The 19,502-nt window shown below is 52.3% G+C and carries 12 protein-coding genes; 7 read left to right on the top strand and 5 right to left on the bottom strand.

The features are described 5' to 3' along the window. Window positions 1–12: 12 nt before the first annotated feature. The gene (locus tag AC5JO6_RS12640; RefSeq protein WP_496081419.1) at window positions 13–1,653 is read left to right on the top strand and encodes a mucoidy inhibitor MuiA family protein; all 1,641 of its coding nucleotides are present in this window, start codon (window positions 13–15) and stop codon (window positions 1,651–1,653) included. Between the two features lie 344 nt (window positions 1,654–1,997). Next, window positions 1,998–2,903 carry a tetratricopeptide repeat protein gene (locus AC5JO6_RS12635; RefSeq protein ID WP_496081418.1) on the top strand — a complete coding sequence of 302 codons (906 nt, stop codon included), beginning with the start codon at window positions 1,998–2,000 and terminating at the stop codon, window positions 2,901–2,903. Between the two features lie 202 nt (window positions 2,904–3,105). On the opposite strand, the gene AC5JO6_RS12630 is transcribed toward AC5JO6_RS12635, so the two are convergent. After that, window positions 3,106–6,612 (bottom strand): response regulator, encoded by a 3,507-nt coding sequence (locus tag AC5JO6_RS12630; RefSeq protein ID WP_496081417.1) that lies wholly within the window; start codon window positions 6,610–6,612, stop codon window positions 3,106–3,108. Between the two features lie 1,149 nt (window positions 6,613–7,761). Between AC5JO6_RS12630 and nrdR the strand changes: the two genes are divergently transcribed. From nrdR to AC5JO6_RS12605, 5 genes are all read left to right on the top strand, one after another. Then, window positions 7,762–8,283: a transcriptional regulator NrdR gene (gene nrdR / locus AC5JO6_RS12625; protein ID WP_496081416.1), complete on the top strand. Its 522-nt coding sequence runs from the start codon at window positions 7,762–7,764 to the stop codon at window positions 8,281–8,283. A 468-nt stretch (window positions 8,284–8,751) separates the two neighbouring features. After that, window positions 8,752–9,720, top strand: coding sequence for a 30S ribosomal protein S1 (locus AC5JO6_RS12620; RefSeq protein WP_496081431.1), 969 nt, complete (start codon window positions 8,752–8,754; stop codon window positions 9,718–9,720). A gap of 125 nt (window positions 9,721–9,845) precedes the next feature. Then, complete coding sequence (locus AC5JO6_RS12615) at window positions 9,846–10,589, top strand: HAD family hydrolase (protein ID WP_496081415.1); 744 nt, start codon at window positions 9,846–9,848, stop codon at window positions 10,587–10,589. Between the two features lie 262 nt (window positions 10,590–10,851). Then, complete coding sequence (gene metK / locus AC5JO6_RS12610; protein ID WP_496081414.1) at window positions 10,852–12,111, top strand: methionine adenosyltransferase; 1,260 nt, start codon at window positions 10,852–10,854, stop codon at window positions 12,109–12,111. 410 nt (window positions 12,112–12,521) lie between these two features. Beyond that, window positions 12,522–13,757 (top strand): BaiN/RdsA family NAD(P)/FAD-dependent oxidoreductase, encoded by a 1,236-nt coding sequence (locus tag AC5JO6_RS12605; protein ID WP_496081413.1) that lies wholly within the window; start codon window positions 12,522–12,524, stop codon window positions 13,755–13,757. Between the two features lie 11 nt (window positions 13,758–13,768). On the opposite strand, the gene AC5JO6_RS12600 is transcribed toward AC5JO6_RS12605, so the two are convergent. The 4 genes from AC5JO6_RS12600 to AC5JO6_RS12585 all read right to left on the bottom strand — a co-directional run bounded on the left by AC5JO6_RS12600 (window position 13,769) and on the right by AC5JO6_RS12585 (window position 19,496). Then, window positions 13,769–13,912 carry a DUF3096 domain-containing protein gene (locus AC5JO6_RS12600; protein WP_496081430.1) on the bottom strand — a complete coding sequence of 48 codons (144 nt, stop codon included), beginning with the start codon at window positions 13,910–13,912 and terminating at the stop codon, window positions 13,769–13,771. A 169-nt stretch (window positions 13,913–14,081) separates the two neighbouring features. After that, a complete protein-coding gene (locus AC5JO6_RS12595) occupies window positions 14,082–14,840 on the bottom strand; it encodes a HEAT repeat domain-containing protein (RefSeq protein ID WP_496081412.1) in 759 nt (252 codons plus the stop codon). A gap of 207 nt (window positions 14,841–15,047) precedes the next feature. Then, the gene (ppsA, locus tag AC5JO6_RS12590) at window positions 15,048–17,495 is read right to left on the bottom strand and encodes a phosphoenolpyruvate synthase (protein WP_496081411.1); all 2,448 of its coding nucleotides are present in this window, start codon (window positions 17,493–17,495) and stop codon (window positions 15,048–15,050) included. Window positions 17,496–17,774: 279 nt separating this feature from the next. Next, complete coding sequence (locus AC5JO6_RS12585) at window positions 17,775–19,496, bottom strand: putative bifunctional diguanylate cyclase/phosphodiesterase (RefSeq protein WP_496081410.1); 1,722 nt, start codon at window positions 19,494–19,496, stop codon at window positions 17,775–17,777. Window positions 19,497–19,502: the final 6 nt, after the last annotated feature.

Below are 19,502 nucleotides of genomic sequence, written 5' to 3'. Positions count from 1 at the left end.
GAGACACTCGCAATGTCCGATGCAACCGTGCCTGACGCAACTGTCATTTCTTTAGAAACTCGCATTGTCGCTGTGACGGTCTACACCGATCAGGCGCTTATTACACGGCGCGGGAACGTCACGCTGACCGGGCAAGAGCAAGCGCTAACGCTAACCCATCTGCCCCTGACACTCAAACCTGAATCGGTGCGCGCTGGTGGAGTCGGCAATGTTGCTGTGCAGCTACGGGATGTGCAGGCAGAACGGGTGTTTGCGACCGAGCCTGTCGTCGATCGTATCGCTCAACTAACCGCACAACTTGAGCAACTGACCAACGAGCAGCAAGCCATCGACGACAGCATTGCTGCCGATACAATTCAACGCAAATTTATCGAGAGCTTGAGTGAAAAAGCGGTCGATCGCTTCTCGCGCAGTCTCGCCCAACAACAGGTGAGTCTTGCCGAAACCCGCAATCTGCTGAACTTTGTGGGACAGCGCTATAGCGACTTATCAGCTGCGATCGCCCAGCATAAGCGTGAACAGACGCAGCTTCAAAAACAGATGCAGGCGCTCCGCCAACAGTTGCAGCAAGTTCAAACACCACGTCCGAAGGAGAGCTACAGTTTAACCGTTGGCATTGTGCCCGCAGGCGCTGGAAACTTTGAACTGGAGGTGTCCTATGTGTGCGATCGAGCCAGTTGGAAACCCCTCTACGATTTGCGAGTCAACAGCACGGACAACCGCGTTCATCTGACCTATCTCGCAGACGTAACCCAAACCACTGGCGAAGACTGGAGCGCTGTTGCCCTGACGCTCTCAACTGCCAAACCAGGACTGGGCACTCTACCTCCCAAACTAACTCCGTGGTACGTAGACATCTTTCATCCCTTACCCTACACACCAGCACCGATGATGGCTCGCAAGCGGTCTGCCTCAGCCGTGCCCGAAGACGATGACGATGACAACGACTCAATACTGCTAGCAGGCAGTGATGCGTTTGAGTCAACGCAGCCAATGGTAATGGCTGAAGCACCAGCCGCGCAGATCACAAATGAAGGTGGCGTTGTCACGTTTGCGATCGACGGCAACAACCACATTCCTGGCGATGGTGCCTTTCATAAAATTACGATCTTCAACGACGATTACCCATCGCACTTGGAATATCTCTCTATTCCTAAGCTCGTCAGTTTCGCTTATTTACAGGCTGTCATTACAAATCCCACAGACGGTGCAACGCTGTTACCAGGGCAGGCAAATATCTTTCGTGACAACCGCTTTGTTGGCACCACGCCCCTAGAAAACGTCGCTCCTGGTCAAGAATTCAAGCTCAACCTGGGTATTGATGAAGGCTTGAAACTGACCCGCGATTTGGTTGAACGCAAAGTGGATAAGCAACTCATTGGTGGTCAGCGACGCATCACCTACGCCTACCGCTTGAGCGTGACCAATCTGCGCGATCGGGAAGCCACACTAAACCTGACTGAACAACTGCCAGTCAGCCGCAACGAGAAAATCAAAGTGCGTCTGAACCGCACGAGTCCACAAATTCTGCCCAGCGACATGGGGCTTTTAGAATGGTCGCTCTACCTAAAACCGAAAGAGCAGCAGGACATTTCGTATCAATTCACTGTGGAACATGCGCCCACGCTGAACGTCACAGGTTTAGATATTTGAGCTTTTAGCAGTCAGCTTTCAGCGGTCAGCAGTCAGCAGTCAGCAGTCAGCTTTCAGCGGTCAGCTTTCAGCGGTCAGCAGTCAGCGGTCAGCAGTCAGCAGTCAGCAGTCAGCTCAAAATTTCTAGCTGATAGCTGATAGCTGATAGCTGATAGCTGATAGCTTCTTAGGACTGCTATATCTAGTGGTATCGTTTGAACGCGATCGCGCTTAAACATGAAGTTCATCTGGCTTGGGGGTTGGTTTTGTGCTCCTTCCTGTAGAATAGCGTCAACCTTTGCCTACTCCACATTTGTTGGGTAACACAGGCAAAGGGCAATCAGCAGACATTGGGCAATGAATCGATGCAAACACAGCGGCAGTGGTACATGAATGGGTTTGTTGGGTTGATGGTTTGCGGCAGTAGTTTGCTGCTAGCTCCAGCGATCGTCATAGCGCTACCAGCCATTCAGGTGGCTCAGGCTGCTCAAACTGCGGAAAGCGCTATCAATCAAGGGATTCAGTACATCCAGCAAGGTAAGCTAAGTGATGCGATCGCCGCCTTTCGCCGTGCCACTCAGCTCGATCCCCGTCTGCCTGCCGCTCATTACAACCTGGGTCTCGCGCTGCGTCAGCAAGGACAATTGCAGCCCGCTGCTACTGCTTTCTACCAGGCGACACAAACCGATCCCACCTTTGCCCTTGCCTACGCCAACCTCGGAGCGGCGCTACTTGAGGGAAACAACTTGCCCCAAGCAAAAGATTATCTGCAACGTGCCGTTGAACTTAATCCCAAGCTAGGGCTGGCTCACTACAACTTAGGGCTAGTGCTAGAACGGCAGGGTAGCTTTGATCCAGCGATCGGTGCTTACAGAAGGGCGATCGCACTCAGTCCCACTGCTCCCGAACCTGCTTATCATCTGGGGCTAGTTTATACTCAGCAGCGCAAAGCGAAAGAAGCCCGCACTGCCTTTGAGCAAGCGATCAAAATCGATCCCAATTATGCCGAAGCTCACTATAACCTTGGGTCGCTGCTTTTTGCTCAGGGTGATTTAACCGGAGCTTTAAATGCTTTTCGGCGATCGGCGCAGGCAAACTCCAACTACGCCAACGCCTATTATGCTGCTGGATTAGTCTTCATCCGTCAGAACAAATTTACCGACGCGCAAAAAGTCTTAACCTACGCCAAAGATTTATACGCCAAACAAGGCAATAGCCCTTGGGCAACGAAGGCAGAGCAGCAGTTGCAGAAGGCTAAGTTGGGGAGGTGAGATGTGGGGAGGGGAAGGAGTATGGGAGCGGAGGGGAAGGAAACGCAGAGGAAGTAAGGGAGAAGGTTTGCGGTTTGGGTTCATGCTGATGGCTGCAAGCTGACCGCTGAAGGCTAAAAGCGGAGGTTTTGAGTCTAGGTTTTTAGCTGCTTCCCCTGCTCCACATGCTTCCTCTGCTTCCCATTCCCCCACTCCCCACTCCCTACTCCCTCCCCCCTTTCCGACTATGCAAACTCGGCTCTGGGGTAACAGAAAAGGTCAGAACGGTTTCGTCTATCCCTCTCAGTTGCAGGGGGCTGAACTTGGTGATTTCATCCTGCTCTAGATAGTCAGCGACAGCGGCTGACACAAGGATGCAGTCAGGTTCGGCGGCTTCTTGAATGCGAGAGGCAATGTTGACGCTGGGACCGATCGCCGTGTAGTCCGATCGCTCGGCACCGCCAAACATCCCCACCACAGCCGTACCTTGATGAATGCCACAGCGAAACTGCACCTGACTGATGCCTTGCGCTTGCCAGCGTTCGTTGAGTCGGTGGAGCGATCGTTGCATCTGTCGGGCAGCGGCGATCGCGCGTCGTACCTGTTCGTTCGGTGTCATCTCTTCGGGTGAGCCAAACAGCGCCAGAATCGCATCACCCATAAATTTATCCACCGTGCCGCCATTGTCGAAAACAGCGCGGGTCATTTCTGCCAAATATTCGTTCAAAAGCTCGGCGACACGGCGCGATCGCAGCGTGTTAGACAGTTGTGTAAAGCCGATAATATCGCTAAACAACACGGTCACCAGACGTGGCTCAGGACGCAGATCGAGAATCAGATCACCGCGTGCAGCACGTTGTACCAGCGACGGGGGCAAAAAGCGTTTGAGCACCGATTCAGTTAAGTAGGTGTTGAGTTCTGCAACCCGCTGTTCGTTTGCTTTCAGTGCCAGTAGGTTGCGGACTTCTGCCAGCAGTTCGCGATCGCTAAACGGTTTGGATAGGTAGGCATCGGCTCCCCGCTCAACGCCTTCAATGCGCGTATCCTCGTCGGCTTTTGCCGTTAGAAGAATAATGGGAATGCCCTTGAGATCGTCATCCTCTCGAATCATCCGAATCATATCCAGTCCCGATACCAGCGGCATCATCAAATCGCTCACAATGAGCTGTGGACGATTCGTTTGTGCGCTCTGAAAGCCTTCAGCCCCATTACGAGCCGTCCAAATCCGATAGCCTTGTTCACGCAAAATGGTTGAGACGTAGGTGCGTAAATCAGGATTGTCATCCACGATGAGGATGCGTGCAGCACCCGACTGCGTGGGAATGCCAGCCAACAGCTCATTCTCGCCACTCTGATCTTCGTGCAGCTCCATTTCTACGTCGGCTAACTCTACAGAAGCACGACTAGGCTGGGCTTCTGCTTGCACTTCGATCAGTTGCTGAGGCGGCAAGTGCGTCATCCCCGTTTGCAGCCAAACCGTAAAGGTGGTACCTGAGCCATAGACAGACTCAACTGAAATCTGCCCACCGTGCAGATCGACCAGTTCTTTCACCAGTGCCAACCCCAGTCCACTACCCTCATAGCTCCGGTTGGCTGATCCCTCTGCCTGTCGAAACCGCTCAAACAGGTGAGGCATTTGGTCAGGACGAATGCCGATGCCTGTGTCGGTCACTTTGAGCAGGCAGTGATCGCCAGCGGGCTGAAGCGTCACGGTAATTGTGCCACCCTCCGGTGTGAACTTCATGGCGTTTGACAAGAGGTTGTATAGCACTTTGTCAAACTTTTCCAGATCCAGGTAAACCTGTGGGCAGGAGGTGAGGCGCGTAGTGAGCGCAATGCCCTTTTTCTCGCAGTAGGGGCGGAAGGAGTCAACCGTCTGACTGACAAAATCGACCAGATCGCACGGACGAAAACTGGGCTGCATCCGTCCAGCGTCCAGCCGCTGAAGGTCAAGGAGTTGGTTGACTAACCGCAGCAAGCGGCGAGAGTTTCGTAGCGCCACGGTTGCCTGATCGTGAGACAAGCCCTGATGTTGAGCGATCGCCGACTCCAGCGGACCAATCATCAGCGTGAGCGGCGTGCGAAATTCGTGCGAGATATTTTGAAAGAACTCCGTTTTTTGCTGGTCTAGCTCTAAAAGCTGCTCTGCTTGCTGACGGGTTTTCTGATACAGGCGAGACTGATGCACCGCGATCGCCGCCTGCACCGCCACTGCCTGCGCCAGCTCAATCTCTGAAGGCTGCCAGCGACGCGATTGGCGGTTCTGCCGCAGCGAAATGCTGCCAATGATCTGACCGTCTAGAATCAACGGCACCACCAGCAACGCCCGCGCTGGATTGCGAAACGGCTGTTCGGAAACCGTCATCATTGGATCTTGTTCTAAATCACTAATGACGACAGGCTGTTGGGTTAGCAGGAGTTGCTTCAGTACCGGGTTGCCCTCGATCGGCACCGTCGATTGAGGTAACGGGCGTGGTATCCCATCTCCTTCTGTCGGCGGCGTAGTGGCAGGCAAGGCTTCTGTGGCAACGTTGATGTCTCTGAGACCATGAGAGTCGTGAGACACCGTGGTTGTTGACCAGCCGCTATGAGCCGCATCATGCAATCCAACCAGCTGCACAAACTCATCTTCCTGCGTCCACAGGGACAAGGCACACCCATCGGCATGGAGTGCTTGCCCAAGCTGCTGCGTAATTGCCGCAAAAATTTCCTGGGGATCAAGGCTAGAACGAATGGCTGTGGTAATCGTGTTAATTAATGCTTCTCGTTTCGCCAGTGCACGTATCTGTTCGTAAGTACGTGCCTGAAAGAGTGCTAACGCTGCCTGATCGGCTACCAGCGTCAGCAGTTGCACTTCGTCTTCCTGCCAGAGGCGCACTTCTCCGCACTGATGGAGCGCCAGTACTGCCATCAACTCCTGCTGACACACCAGCGGCACAATGAGGCTAGAGCGAATCCCTGCGCTTGCATAGGCTTTCCATCGTTGTTGGAGTGCGGGAGTATCGTCTCGCCACCGATCGTCCGTCTCAACGTCCTGAATCATCTCAATGTGATGTGTTTCCCACACGGTTTGTGCCAGCGTTGCTTTGAGTTTGGCTAACGCACACGTATCAGTTGCTGCTGCCTGTTCGTTAACATAAACAAACCAATCATCACTCAGCCGTCCATCCTGTAAAGGGCGCACAACACAGCTACTGACTTCGAGAATGTGACCCACGGTTTCGCCGATCGTGTGCAGGATTTGCCGATAACTGAGATCGCTCCGAATCGTGCTGGTGACTGCATTGAGAAGCGACTCTTGACGCAGCGATCGCCGCAGCTCCCGCGTCCGTGTTTTGAGGACGCTATGCGTGTCTGCCGCCTGCCGTACGACCCCTTTCAGCTCATCGTCATCCCAGGGTTTGGTGACGTATTTGAAGACTTTACCGGAGTTAATGGCTTCTACCAGATCCTCAACGTCGGTATACCCCGTGAGGATGATCCGCATAATGTCGGGATACTGCGTCGCCGTCAGGCTCAGAAACTCGGTTCCGCTCATGAGCGGCATCCGCTGATCCGAAATAATCACCGCAATATCACCCTCCTTCGCCAGCAGATCGAGGGCGATCGGCCCGTTCTCGGCTCTCAGAACTTTGAACTCGCGGTGGAATGTGCGATAGAGCAGATCCAGATTGTCTGGTTCGTCATCGACAACGAGCAGTTTTGGCTTGTGATCGGAAGGAGTTTTCATACGCCGCTCTCCAAAGGCGAGGGCAGTTGGACGCACCGCCGTTGGTTAACACAAACGTTTGTCAACGTGGGCGCTGGGCACTCCTGATCAACGCGATCGTCTCGCTGTACTGTCTGCCGTCTCGCTGTTGCCTGCATGTGATTACTACATTCAAAGAGCTGCACGCAAAGCCCCTTACGTACACAGTGGTTTCCAGGGCTTAAAATTTGAGTGCCAAATTTGCTCAACCAACGTTTCAACGTGATGGAAGTATGCCGAAAACCACACAGTCTGAGGCAAAAAGCGCTCAAAATCATCCTCTGAAAACGGTAGCAGTACAAAGGCAACCAATTACTCCGATGGGATTCGAACTCAAAGTCAGCAAAATCCATTAACGAATCCTCACTCAGGTTGCCCCAGGAGACACGTTCTCTAACGTCCGATCGCAAACCTAGCCGCCAGCAACCTGCACACGCCGAAGGAACGTTGAAGAAATACTATTAGCACGAAGCAATGGCGTAAATCTTAACTCAGCACCTAAACTTAAACGGCAGTAACGCTTGCAACCCCTAAGAGCTGGGGCGTGCTGAAAGGCAACTGTCCTACCTTCCGCTGACTGCCTCTTAGAGGATGTTTTAAAAGTCCTTCTGTTAGTAGCGAAAAGCTAGATCCCCCTCAATCCCCCTTCAAAAGGGGGACGACCAAAGCTTTCCCCCCCCTTTTGAAGGGGGGCTAGGGGGGATTGCTGAGTGCTTAACGTTACAGACCATACCTTTTCAAACACCCTCTTAAGGTCATCCGTCACCCGTTGCATGGTTCAGATTAATTGAATCAATCCTGCTGTGATACAGCGAACTCCTGTTCTGACGCGTAGATGCACTTCCCACATGCTAGTTTCTCTAGCAATCTTTTTGTATGCCCTGGTAGTGATTTCTGGTTAAGCCGCCCTTGTCACCCCGTACGATTCTCATGTCTCTGTCAAATGCAGGCATAATAGTGTAGTCGCATACTCTTTAAAGTAGCCCAACTGCATCTAATACTGACTCGCCAAACACTCTGGTTAAATTTTAGCCTGTTAGATTTGTGTCATTTCAGCGGTTGGCGTTTATAACGGTATCGCATACGCTTACAGCAAAGCACTATTCTTTCCGCTTGGAGTTTCCCCTAGTCATGCGGTGTCCCTTCTGCCAATATACTGATAACCGTGTTCTTGAATCGCGCTCAGCAGAAGCGGGTCAGAGTGTGCGGCGGCGGCGGGAGTGTCTTCGCTGTGAACGTCGCTTCACGACGTATGAGCGCATCGAATATGTCCCCATCACCGTCATCAAGCGGGATGGCGATCGTGAATCCTTCGATCGCTTCAAGCTTTTGCGCGGCATCGTACGAGCGTGTGAAAAGACGGGCATCTCTTCTGTACAGCTCGAAAATTTAGTGGATGAAATCGAGGCAGAATTGCAGCAGCGGGCAGTCCGCGAAGTCAACAGCTACGAGATCGGTGAATTGGTGCTCCAAAGTTTGCGAAACCTGAATGAAGTTGCTTACATTCGGTTCGCCTCGGTCTATCGCAAATTCCAGGGTATCCGTGATTTTGTTGACACCCTTAATCATCTCCGTAGCGACACAAGTCCGATGTTGGCAGACGCGAACCCGCTTGAAAGCACTGATGATGCGTCCGTGCTCGCTTCGTCATAAACATTTACACTATGCCGCCCGATCGCTGACGACCGCAGGCTATGCCATTTCTGTTTGCTGTGGAAAGCTATGGACAGTCGGTTGAAACGTGCTTGCTGCTCATGCAACCCTTGCTCTGATTCGCTATGCTTAAGACGATTAACTAAACACTATCGACTTTTTTTAGTTGGGTTACGCTTGGCACAGTCAAGCGATGCAACGCATCTAGTCCACGACCCTATGAAGCGGATGCTGTTCGGCGCTCCATCTTTTTGCCCCGCATCTGCAGCAAGGTTGCATCAATTAGCAAAGAGTACGTGAAGTAACCTGACATGAGTTATTATGGTTCTTCTGAGCTACTAATTTGTCCAAATTTAGCTCTCCTACCATTTACTGGAGGAGACGTGGGTGTAGGCAGCACAATCCAATGTGCGTATACATCGACAGGAGGCAAAATTTTACGGAGATAACTACCAGGAAACGATTCGCATGGTCAATCAGGAAACGACAGAAATAGATGTTGGCTTTACCCACGAGGATTTTGCTGCCCTACTCGATAAGTACGACTATCACTTCAGCCCAGGTGATGTGGTCGCTGGCACGGTGTTTAGTCTTGAGCCAAGGGGCGCACTGATTGACATTGGCGCAAAAACGGCTGCCTATATCCCCATTCAGGAGATGTCAATCAATCGAATTGATGGTCCTGAAGAGGTATTACAGTCCAACGAAACGCGCGAGTTTTTCATCCTTGCTGACGAGAACGAGGATGGACAGCTTACTCTATCGATCCGACGCATTGAGTACATGCGTGCTTGGGAGCGGGTACGCCAGCTTCAGGCAGAAGATGCGACGGTTCGCTCTGGTGTCTTTGCTACCAATCGTGGTGGTGCATTGGTGCGGATTGAGGGCTTGCGTGGCTTTATTCCTGGCTCCCACATTAGCACCCGCAAACCGAAGGAAGATTTGGTTGGCGAAGATCTGCCACTGAAGTTTCTGGAAGTCGATGAAGAACGGAATCGACTGGTACTGAGCCACCGTCGAGCGCTGGTTGAGCGTAAGATGAACCGCCTGGAAGTCGGCGAAGTGGTGATTGGTACTGTTCGCGGGATCAAGCCTTATGGTGCCTTTATCGATATTGGGGGAGTCAGTGGTCTGCTTCACATCTCTGAAATTTCTCACGATCACATTGATACGCCTCACAGCGTGTTCAACGTGAATGATGAGGTAAAAGTGATGATCATTGATTTGGACGCAGAACGTGGTCGAATTTCACTGTCTACCAAGCAACTGGAACCCGAACCTGGTGACATGGTGAAGAATCCTCAGGTTGTCTATGACAAGGCAGAGGAGATGGCGGCTAAATACCGCGAGCAGGTGCTTGCAGCTCAACAGCAGCAGGCGATCGCTGTGACGATTCCAGAAGCCGAATTAGAGGAATTGCCGTCTGCTGCTGAATGATTCAGAGTGCGGCGTTCCAGGTAAATTGCAGGTGACAGGCAGCGGTGCCTGTCACTACCAGAGAGGAGGGTAACCCCCTCTTTTTTTGTACCCCTCTTCTTTGTTCTCTTACATGGAGTATTCCTTTGGCGACCATTCAGTGCGGCAAAATTCAATTCCAGTTAATTCAGGGAGTACTGTTCGACAAAGACGGTACACTGGCAGATTCTCAGGCATTCTTGCGGCACCTGGGGCAGAGACGATCGCGCTTGATTGATGCCCAAGTTCCCGGAGTGCAAGAGCCACTGCTGATGGCATTTGGGCTGGATGGGGATCAACTGAATCCAGCAGGGCTATTGGCACTGGGAACTCGGTATGAAAACGAAATCGCAGCGGCAGCGTATGTGGCAGAGACAGGGCGCGATTGGGTCACGTCGCTGAGCCTGGTGCGATCGTCCTTTGCAGAAGCAGACAAAGTGTTTCAGCGCAAAGCAGACAACACACCGTTGTTTGAGGGCGCACGCGAAGTCCTACAATCGCTTGTAGCGGCTGGCATTAAAGTGGGCATTGTGTCTGCTGATACAACCGCCAATGTCGAGGATTTTGTGGCACGCTATGAGCTTGAAGCGTGTATTCAGGTCGCCCTGGGGATCGATCGTGGACCTGGCAAACCCGACCCAACGATCTTTCAGCAGGCTTGCGTAGCCTTGGGGGTTGCACCCGAACGGGTGCTGGCGATCGGTGATTCTGTAGCTGATATTGAAATGGCAAAAGCGGCAAACGCAGCAGGCTGCGTAGCGGTTACATGGGGATGGACACAGCCTCCGCAGCTCGCTCAAGCAGATGCCTTAATCGCACACTTTGCAGAAATGCAGATCCTCGATCGCTAGGTTCAATCACGATAGAACTTGCGTAGAAGCGATCCCCAACTCCGGTTGACGCACCCCTTCTCTAAAAAAGGGAGCTTTAAACGCACTTTCACTCGTTGTTACAATTCCTACTTGACTGTGCGAGTTTTCCCCGTCAAGGACAGATGCTATAATCTGCTGAACTTACTGCAAACTTCACACGACTTAGCACAACTTCTACAAGTTGACTATCTATGGTCAGCTTATAGTCATCTTATAGTCGTTCGCCAGAGAGGATTGACGCTTGTCCCGACGCTATCTTTTTACTTCTGAGTCCGTTACCGAAGGACACCCCGACAAGATTTGCGACCAGATTTCAGACACAATCTTAGATGCTCTTTTGGCACAAGACCCTAAAAGTCGGGTTGCGGCTGAAGTCGTTGTCAATACAGGTCTCGTGTTGATTACTGGCGAAATCAGCTCTAACGCTAAGGTAAATTACATTGACTTAGCTCGGCAAAAGATCGCTGAGATTGGCTATTCTGGCACTGATAGCGGCTTCTCAGCCAATAGCTGTGCTGTCTTGATCGCACTGGATGCCCAATCGCCCGATATTGCTCAAGGTGTTGATGCTGCTCACGAAACCCGCGAACAGGCAAGCGACGAAGATCTTGACCTGATTGGCGCTGGCGATCAGGGGATCATGTTTGGGTTTGCCTGCAACGAAACACCTGAGTTGATGCCGTTGCCGATTTCTTTAGCGCACCGGGTTTCACGTCGGTTGGCAACCGTTCGCAAAACGGGGCAACTTCCTTACCTCCGTCCTGATGGTAAAACTCAGGTAACCGTTTTATACGAAGACAACCAACCGATCGGCATTGATACGATTCTTGTCTCGACTCAGCACACAGCAACGATCGGCGACCTTACAGATGAAGCAGCCGTCCAAGCGAAGATTAAAGAGGATTTGTGGTCGTTGGTCGTGCAGCCTGTCTTTAGGGATATCGACTTGAAGCCCGATAGCAGCACTCGCTTTCTTGTCAATCCAACGGGTAAATTTGTCGTTGGCGGTCCTCAGGGTGATTCGGGGCTAACAGGACGAAAGATCATCGTCGATACGTACGGTGGGTATTCCCGACACGGTGGCGGTGCTTTTTCAGGCAAAGATCCGACAAAGGTCGATCGCAGCGCTGCCTATGCTAGCCGCTATGTCGCCAAAAATGTTGTCGCCGCTGGCTTGGCTGATCGCTGTGAAGTGCAGCTTAGCTATGCGATCGGGGTCGCACGTCCAGTCAGTATCATGATTGACACCTTTGGGACAGGTAGAATCAGCGACGATCGCTTGCTAGAGCTGGTCAAAGAGCATTTTGAGCTTCGCCCCGCTGGTATCATTCAAGCCTTCAATCTGTGCCATCTTCCAGGAGAACGCAATGGTCGCTTCTACCAGGACGTTGCAGCCTATGGTCACATGGGTCGCACCGACCTGGATCTGCCCTGGGAACAGCTTGATAAAGCACCACTGTTGCAAGCCGCTCTATCAGAGTCACTGTCGCTGAAGCATTAAGCGTCATCGCTATGACGCGGTTGATTGTGAATAGGACTTTTTCTAGCGGCTGGCGGGATCAGCCGCTTTTTTGATGAACTGCCTTTGAGCTGAAGAGTGTTAGACAGAGGCATCAACTATTGGCGCATACAGTCTCGGCTGACTGAGAGCCGATCGTTGCGTCAGTAGCGGAAATACGTATACGCTTTATTTATAAGGTTTTCTTGGCACTGTGTACTACATTTGCAATGCACACCAGAGACTTTTTAAGCTGATCGGCATTCAAATCTGCATCATCCTTTTGCCTTCTGCCCTCTGCCCTCTGCCTTCTGCCTTAGAGCAATCGACTTAACTTAGAGGCTCATTAGCTTACTGCCTAATGGCTTTTCAGGTAGCCTTTCAGCACTGACCTTTTTTCTCTAACCGTTCTTATGCCGTCTGATCCGTTATCTATTGTTGTGATTGGCGGTGGGGCTGCTGGCTTTTTTGGAGCGATCGCCTGTGCCAGTCGGTATCCTGACAGTCGGGTGACGCTGCTCGAAGCTGCCCGTCAGCCCCTTGCTAAAGTGCGTGTTTCGGGGGGTGGACGCTGCAATGTTACTCATGCCTGTTTTGATCCAGCGCTTTTGGTGCAGCATTACCCTAGAGGTGGCAAGGCGTTGCGGAGCGCCTTCAGTCGGTTTCAACCACGCGATACAGTGGGGTGGTTTGAGTCTTGCGGTGTCAAGCTCAAAACCGAGGCAGACGGGCGCATGTTTCCGGTCACTGATGACTCGGCAACGATCGTTGATTGTTTGATGCAGACCGCGAAAGCTATGGGTGTCAAGCTTTGGCAGGGCGCGGCTGTGAAAGCAGTGTCCCGCAAGGAGGATCGCTTTTGTGTAGAGGTCAAAGCCTCAGATGTATTGACGTGCGATCGCCTCCTCCTTGCGACTGGCAGCAGCCCCCAGGGCTATGCGATCGCCCGCAGCTTCGGGCACACGATCGAACCACCCGTGCCGTCTCTCTTTACCTTTAACATCAGTGATGAGCGCTTGCGGGATTTGGCGGGAGTCTCTGTGACGAGCGCCCATCTGCGCCTGCAAACAGGTGAAAAAAGTTACTTAGAGCAAACAGGTCCACTTTTAGTCACGCATTGGGGCATGAGCGGTCCATCTGTCCTCAAGCTTTCTGCCTGGGGAGCCAGAGCGTTGCATGACAGCCACTATCAAGCAACATTGATGGTTAACTGGTTGCCACAGTCCAATCCAGAAGCACTCCGCCAGCAGCTTTTAGCAGTGAAGTCGCAACTGCCCAGACGAGCGATCGCTACGAGTTGTCCGGTGCTCATCCCGCGTCGCCTTTGGGAGCACCTCACACGTTACGCTGGTATCGCTGCGGAAACCCGTTGGGCAGAACTTTCCAACAAGACGCTGAACCAACTGATCCAGGAATTGACGCGTGGAGAGTACACCATCAGCGGCAAAAGTGCGTTTAAGGAAGAGTTTGTCACCTGTGGCGGGGTGAACCTCAAGGAAATAGACTTCAAAACGATGGAGAGCCGCTGCTGCACCGGACTACACCTTGCAGGCGAAATTCTGGATATCGACGGCGTGACGGGCGGCTTCAACTTCCAAAGCGCCTGGACAACGGGTTGGATCGCTGGGCAGGCGATGGGATCGCTTTAAGTGGGATCACATTAAATCCTCAGATTGAACACTTGTACTAAACCAGTCAGGATGAGGTAGATCGCCACGATAAGGTTGAGCAGACGGGGAATTGCCAGGATCAGAATGCCTGCAATGAGCGCAACGATACCACTGAGCCGAAAATTGATCTGCACATCAGCAGCTTGTTGAGCCAGAAAAAGGTGTTGATCTAAGAAGTGTTGCGCCAGAAAGAGGTAGTTGAACACGACAGTTTCCTTGCTGTAAGGGGGTTAGAGGCGAGCGTTGCACTTACAATACTGCGATGACAGCATGACAGGATGTATCCAAAGAAGGAAAGCGGTTTCAAAGAAACCATTCTCGTTCTAGTGCCTCAATGACTTGTAAACCGCGTGGGTCACCAACTTTGAGCAGAGCGGCTTTGGCATCTTCTCGCACACCCAGTTCGCCATCTTCAGCAAACACTTCTAAGAGTGCGTCGATCGTCGTGCCATACACAACATTGGACGGCAACTCACGGCAAAGTTGTCCCAGTGCCCAGGCGCAATTGCTTCGCACAGCAGCAACCGGATCTTGCCGGACTGAACCAATCAACGGCGGAATGGCTGCAACGACCGCTTCGTAGCTCACAGATGCCATTTGTGCAAGGGAACTCGCTGCCCACAGCCGCACTGCCGAAATATCCGTTTTGAGTGCCTCAATCAAGGTTGGCAAGGCACGTCGATCGCGACAATTGCCCAATGCCCACACAACGCCCTTACGAACATAGCCATTCCAGTCGTCGTTGAAGCGGGTGACTAATGGCTCGACGGCATCCCGACTCGGATTACGTCCCAGAGCGTAGGCAGCACTCACGCGCACCAGCGGACAGGGATCAGTCAAAAGTTGAATCAGGCGGGGCACCGCACGATCATCCTGAAGCTCACAAAATGCCCGTGTTGCCAGCATCCGCTGATTAGTATCGGTTGCCTCTAACAGCCGCAACATTTCGTCCGGATCAGGCTTTGGCTCTTCTGACCCAGCATCAACAGGTTCCATATGATCCAGAGGACTCTCCAGATCACCCTCAAAGTCAAGGACACTCAGGTCATCGTCATCATACATATCTGTAACTTTACCCTACCAAGCGCACCTCGCTAAGGCACGATCGCTGACTTTTCCTGTCATGCCACAGCAGCAGCCACAAGCACCCCCATGCATAGCTGTCCCACGGAACTGAGGATATTAGGTCAAAGCAAGTATGCGTATAGTACCTCTACTCCCCACTCCCCACTCCCGACTCCCTACTCCCGACTCCCTACTCTCCACTCCCTACTCTCCACTCCCCATACCCCTCTCCGCCTCCGCGATCGCCAGTATTGTCTTCAGCACCGAATCGGGATTGAGGCTAATCGAGTCGATGCCCTGCTCGACCAGAAAGCTTGCGAAGTCGGGGTAATCGCTGGGTGCTTGTCCGCAAATGCCGATTTTACGATCGCGTTTTTTGGCGATCGCAATGACATGCTCGATCATGCGTTTCACAGCGAGATTGCGTTCATCAAACAGGTGGGCAACGAGGGCAGAATCGCGGTCTAAACCGAGTGTCAGTTGGGTCAGATCATTGGAGCCGATCGAAAAGCCGTCAAACACATCACAAAACTCATCGGCGAGCCACACATTGCTGGGCAGTTCGCACATCACGTAGACCTGCAAGCCGTTTTCGCCCTGCACCAAGCCATGTTGCGCCATTTCAGCCAGCACCTTACGTCCTTCATCCGGTGTGCGGCAGAAGGGCACCATGAGAATCACGTTGGTCAAACCCATCTCATCACGGACGCGCTTCATTGCCTGACACTCAAGGGCAAACGCAGCCCGGTAGCGATCGTCGTAGTAGCGAGAGGCACCGCGCCAGCCCAGCATCGGATTGTCTTCTTTGGGTTCAAATTGACTACCACCCAAAAGATCGCTGTATTCGTTGGTCTTGAAATCTGACAGGCGAATGGTGACAGGTTTGGGATAAAAGGCAGCGGCGATCGCGCCAACACCCTGAGCCAACTGATCGACAAAATACTCTGGTTTGCTACTGTAGAGCCGAGTTAACTGCTCTAACTCTGCTTTGACGGCTGCGTCTAACGTGTCGAAATGAAGCAACGCCAGCGGATGTGCTTGAATCTGGTTAGCAATGATGAACTCTTGACGTGCCAGCCCCACTCCATCATTGGGAATTGCCGCCAGTCGGAAGGCTTCCTCTGGATTGCCCACATTCATCATGACTTGTGTGCGGGTACGAGGGAGCGTATCAAGCGCCAGTTCGTTGACTTCGTAGGGCAGCAATCCGGCATAGACACGTCCTTCTTCGCCTTCGCAGCAGGAAACCGTGATCGCCTGCCCTGGTTTCAGCACGTCGGTTGCGTTAGTACAACCCACGATCGCCGGAATGCCCAACTCTCTAGCAATGATGGCAGCGTGACAGGTACGACCACCCTGATTGGTGACGATCGCGCTGGCTCGTTTCATAATCGGCTCCCAGTCGGGATCGGTGCGGCTGGTGACAAGCACTTCGCCTGCCTGAAACTCGTTGATGTCCTCTGGTTCCCAAATGACTCTGGCGCTACCCTGCCCGATCGCCTCACCCACACTGCGACCCGTGATCAAAACCTCGCTGTGCTCTTGAAGATGATAGGTGCGAAGAATATTGCGCGTTTTCTGCGAATGAACGGTTTCAGGACGTGCCTGCACAATAAAGAGCTGATTGGTGAGACCATCCTTCGCCCACTCAATATCCATCGGTGTGTCTGTGCCGTGAAGCTGGGAGTAGTGATCTTCAATCAGGCACGCCCATTGTGCCAGTTGCAGCACCTCGGTATCCGTAATGGCAAACCGCTGGCGATCGCTGGCTTTGACGGGCACGTTTTTGGTAAGTTTCGTACCGCCTTCGTCGTAAACCATCTTGATTTCTTTTGTGCCCACTCGCTTTTTCACGATCGGGCGAAAGCCTTGCTTCAACGTGGGCTTAAACACCAGAAACTCATCAGGATTGACCGCTCCCTGCACCACCGTTTCGCCCAATCCATAAGCAGCCGTAACCAACGCCACATCTTTGAAACCTGTTTCGGTGTCGATCGAAAACATCACACCCGATGCTGCCAGATCCGATCGCACCATTTTCTGGACACCAACTGACAACGCCACTTCAAAGTGATCAAAGCCTTTGGTTTGACGGTAAGAAATCGCGCGATCGGTGAAAACAGAGGCAAAGCACTTGTGGCACGACTCAATGACACCCCGTAACCCGTGAACATTGAGATAGGTTTCTTGCTGTCCGGCAAAGCTGGCATCGGGAAGATCTTCGGCTGTAGCGCTGGAACGCACGGCAACATCGGTATCCGCACCGTATTCCTGGCAGAGGGTTGCGTAGGCTGTGGCGATCGCATCTTGAAAAGCTTGAGGAAATGGCGTTTGCAGGATCAAACGGCGAGCTTGCTTGCCCACTTTCTGCAAGCTGTCCATGTCATCTACGTCTAGCGTTGCGAACAGCGATCGTAACTGTGCTTCCAATCCTGCTGCGGCAATAAAGTGACGGTAAGCAAAAGCAGTCGTCGCAAAGCCATTCGGCACGTGAATACCCTGCCTGACAAGCTGTTGTAGCATTTCGCCCAGAGAGGCATTCTTACCACCCACTACCGACACGTCACCCATGCCCACCTGATCCAAGCGACACACGAACGCATGGTCATTTTTCGGCTGCTGACTTCTTTCGAGATGAATCGTGGTGCTCATGATAGAGATTCCCTTTAAGAATTGAGCGGTCAGCGGTCAGCGGTCAGCGGTCAGCGGTCAGCGGTGAGAGAAAAGCTGATAGCCCATACCAGGATGTTTCTCATAATGCAACGATCGTTGCCCTCTCTCTGTTGTAGACACACGATCGAGAAATGTGTGCTCAGAACAACATTTTGTAAGATTGGATACTTTTTGCCATCACCCTTCAGTTGTGACCAGGTAATGTTCTAACGCTGTTGTGTCTTCTCGTAGAAGCGTCACCTGTAGTGCTTCTACAGGTCAACTCATACCGTTAACCTCAAAGTGCCGATCGGTCAGCAGGAGCGCTTGAAGGTCAGTTGCTGACAGCGGGGCACCAAATAAAGCGCCTTGAGTAGCGTAGCAGCCACTTTGGCGCAGAAAGTTAACTTGTGCGGCTGTTGCCACACCCTCAGCCATCACTTTGAGCTGTAAGCTTTGCCCAATTGCGATAATTGTTTTTACGATCGCGGCATCGTTGGTGTCGGTGAGCATACTTTGAATCAGCGACGGGTCGATTTTGAGCAGACTGAGCGGAAAGCGCTTGAGATAGTTCAGCGATGAGAAGCCTGTGCCAAATTCAGCGATCGCAAGCTGCACCCCGATCGCTTTTAGTGCCGTTAATTTCACAACTGCCGTATCCACTGCTGCCATCGCGCACGTTTCAGTCAGCTCCAGCATGAGGATCTCTGGATCAAGCTCTGCCTGTTGCAAAATGTGCGCTACCGTTGCGACCACATTTTCCTGTTGGAACTGACGTGCAAACACGGGCACTGCCAACCGAATCGGTAGAGACGCTACAGACTGCCAGACTTTTGCTTGCTTGCAGGCAGTTTCTAACGTCCACTGATTGATCGTGCACACAAGTTCGTCGTCTGCAACGGCAATCAAAGCACGGGGATTGACCAAGCCACGATCGGCATGGTGCCAAAGCAGCACGGCTTCAGCACCAATCATTCGCCCCGTGATCAAATTAACCTGAGGCTGATACTGGATTTGCAATTCGCCGCGACTGATTGCAACGCTCAATTGACATTGCATGAGCTGACGTTCTGTTGCTAAGGCAGCCATAGCAGGCGTATAAAGCTGATACTGAGTGCCATGTGCAGCATCGTGCAGGGCAGTTTCGGTGCGGCTGAGGAGTTCTCCAGGACTGGTACCGTGATCTGGATAGAACGCTACACCCACTCTTAACGGTAGCTGAACGCTTTGTCCATCAATCAAATAAGGTGCTGCTAAAGTTGCTAGAACGCGTTGCGTAACGTCAACGATCGCCTGTTCGCTAGTAATGTCATCGAGCAACATGCCAAAATCGTTGGCAGCCAACCGTGCGATCGGATAGTTTGCAGCAGCTTGTTTGAGGCGTTCTGCTACTGCCTGTAAAAGGCGATCGTCATCGAAACCCGATGTCATACTGATTGTTCCGATCGCTTGAAAATTGAAGCGCAAAACAGCAACTAATTGCTGCGCTTGCTGTGCCTGCCTGATCGCTTTTTGGCACTGGGCATGAAACGAAATGCGATTGGGGAGATTGGTCAGGGGATCGACGTATGCCATTTGCCCCAACGTTTGGGCTGCCCGCTTCATTTCGTCGATGTAAGGCTGAGTGAGAGCGGCGCGTTTAGCTAAACGGGCAGCAATGGCAGCTAACAGTTCTGCTCGTTTCACTGGCTTCGTCAGGTAGTCGTCGGCACCCAACTCCATACCCTGGCGTAAATCTATGTGATCGGCTTTGGCACTTAAGAAAATGAACGGAATTGCTGCCGTTGCGGGATGGTTACGAAGCGCCTGCAAGACCTCGTAACCATCAAACTCAGGCATCATGATGTCGCAGATGATTAAGTCAGGTTCATAGATCTGTGCTAGCTGCACACCCGTCGAACCGTCATTGGCAATCAACACGTCAAACGCTTCCGCTCTCAGCAGCTTCAGCATCGGAGTGCAAACAACAACATCATCCTCAATCACCAATATCTGGGTCATTTTCCT

The organism is Tildeniella sp., assembly GCF_059505325.1.
This window is presented reverse-complemented; position numbering and strand designations above follow the sequence as displayed.

Excerpts from the sequence above, each read along its gene's own strand:
- AC5JO6_RS12605 (WP_496081413.1), top strand. The coding sequence starts at position 12,522 with ATGCCGTCTGATCCGTTATCTATTGTTGTGATTGGCGGTGGGGCTGCT.
- AC5JO6_RS12585 (WP_496081410.1), bottom strand. The coding sequence starts at position 19,496 with ATGACCCAGATATTGGTGATTGAGGATGATGTTGTTGTTTGCACTCCG.
- AC5JO6_RS12595 (WP_496081412.1), bottom strand. The coding sequence starts at position 14,840 with ATGTATGATGACGATGACCTGAGTGTCCTTGACTTTGAGGGTGATCTG.
- AC5JO6_RS12635 (WP_496081418.1), top strand. The coding sequence starts at position 1,998 with ATGCAAACACAGCGGCAGTGGTACATGAATGGGTTTGTTGGGTTGATG.
- nrdR (WP_496081416.1), top strand. The coding sequence starts at position 7,762 with ATGCGGTGTCCCTTCTGCCAATATACTGATAACCGTGTTCTTGAATCG.
- ppsA (WP_496081411.1), bottom strand. The coding sequence starts at position 17,495 with ATGAGCACCACGATTCATCTCGAAAGAAGTCAGCAGCCGAAAAATGAC.
- AC5JO6_RS12630 (WP_496081417.1), bottom strand. The coding sequence starts at position 6,612 with ATGAAAACTCCTTCCGATCACAAGCCAAAACTGCTCGTTGTCGATGAC.
- AC5JO6_RS12620 (WP_496081431.1), top strand. The coding sequence starts at position 8,752 with ATGGTCAATCAGGAAACGACAGAAATAGATGTTGGCTTTACCCACGAG.
- AC5JO6_RS12640 (WP_496081419.1), top strand. The coding sequence starts at position 13 with ATGTCCGATGCAACCGTGCCTGACGCAACTGTCATTTCTTTAGAAACT.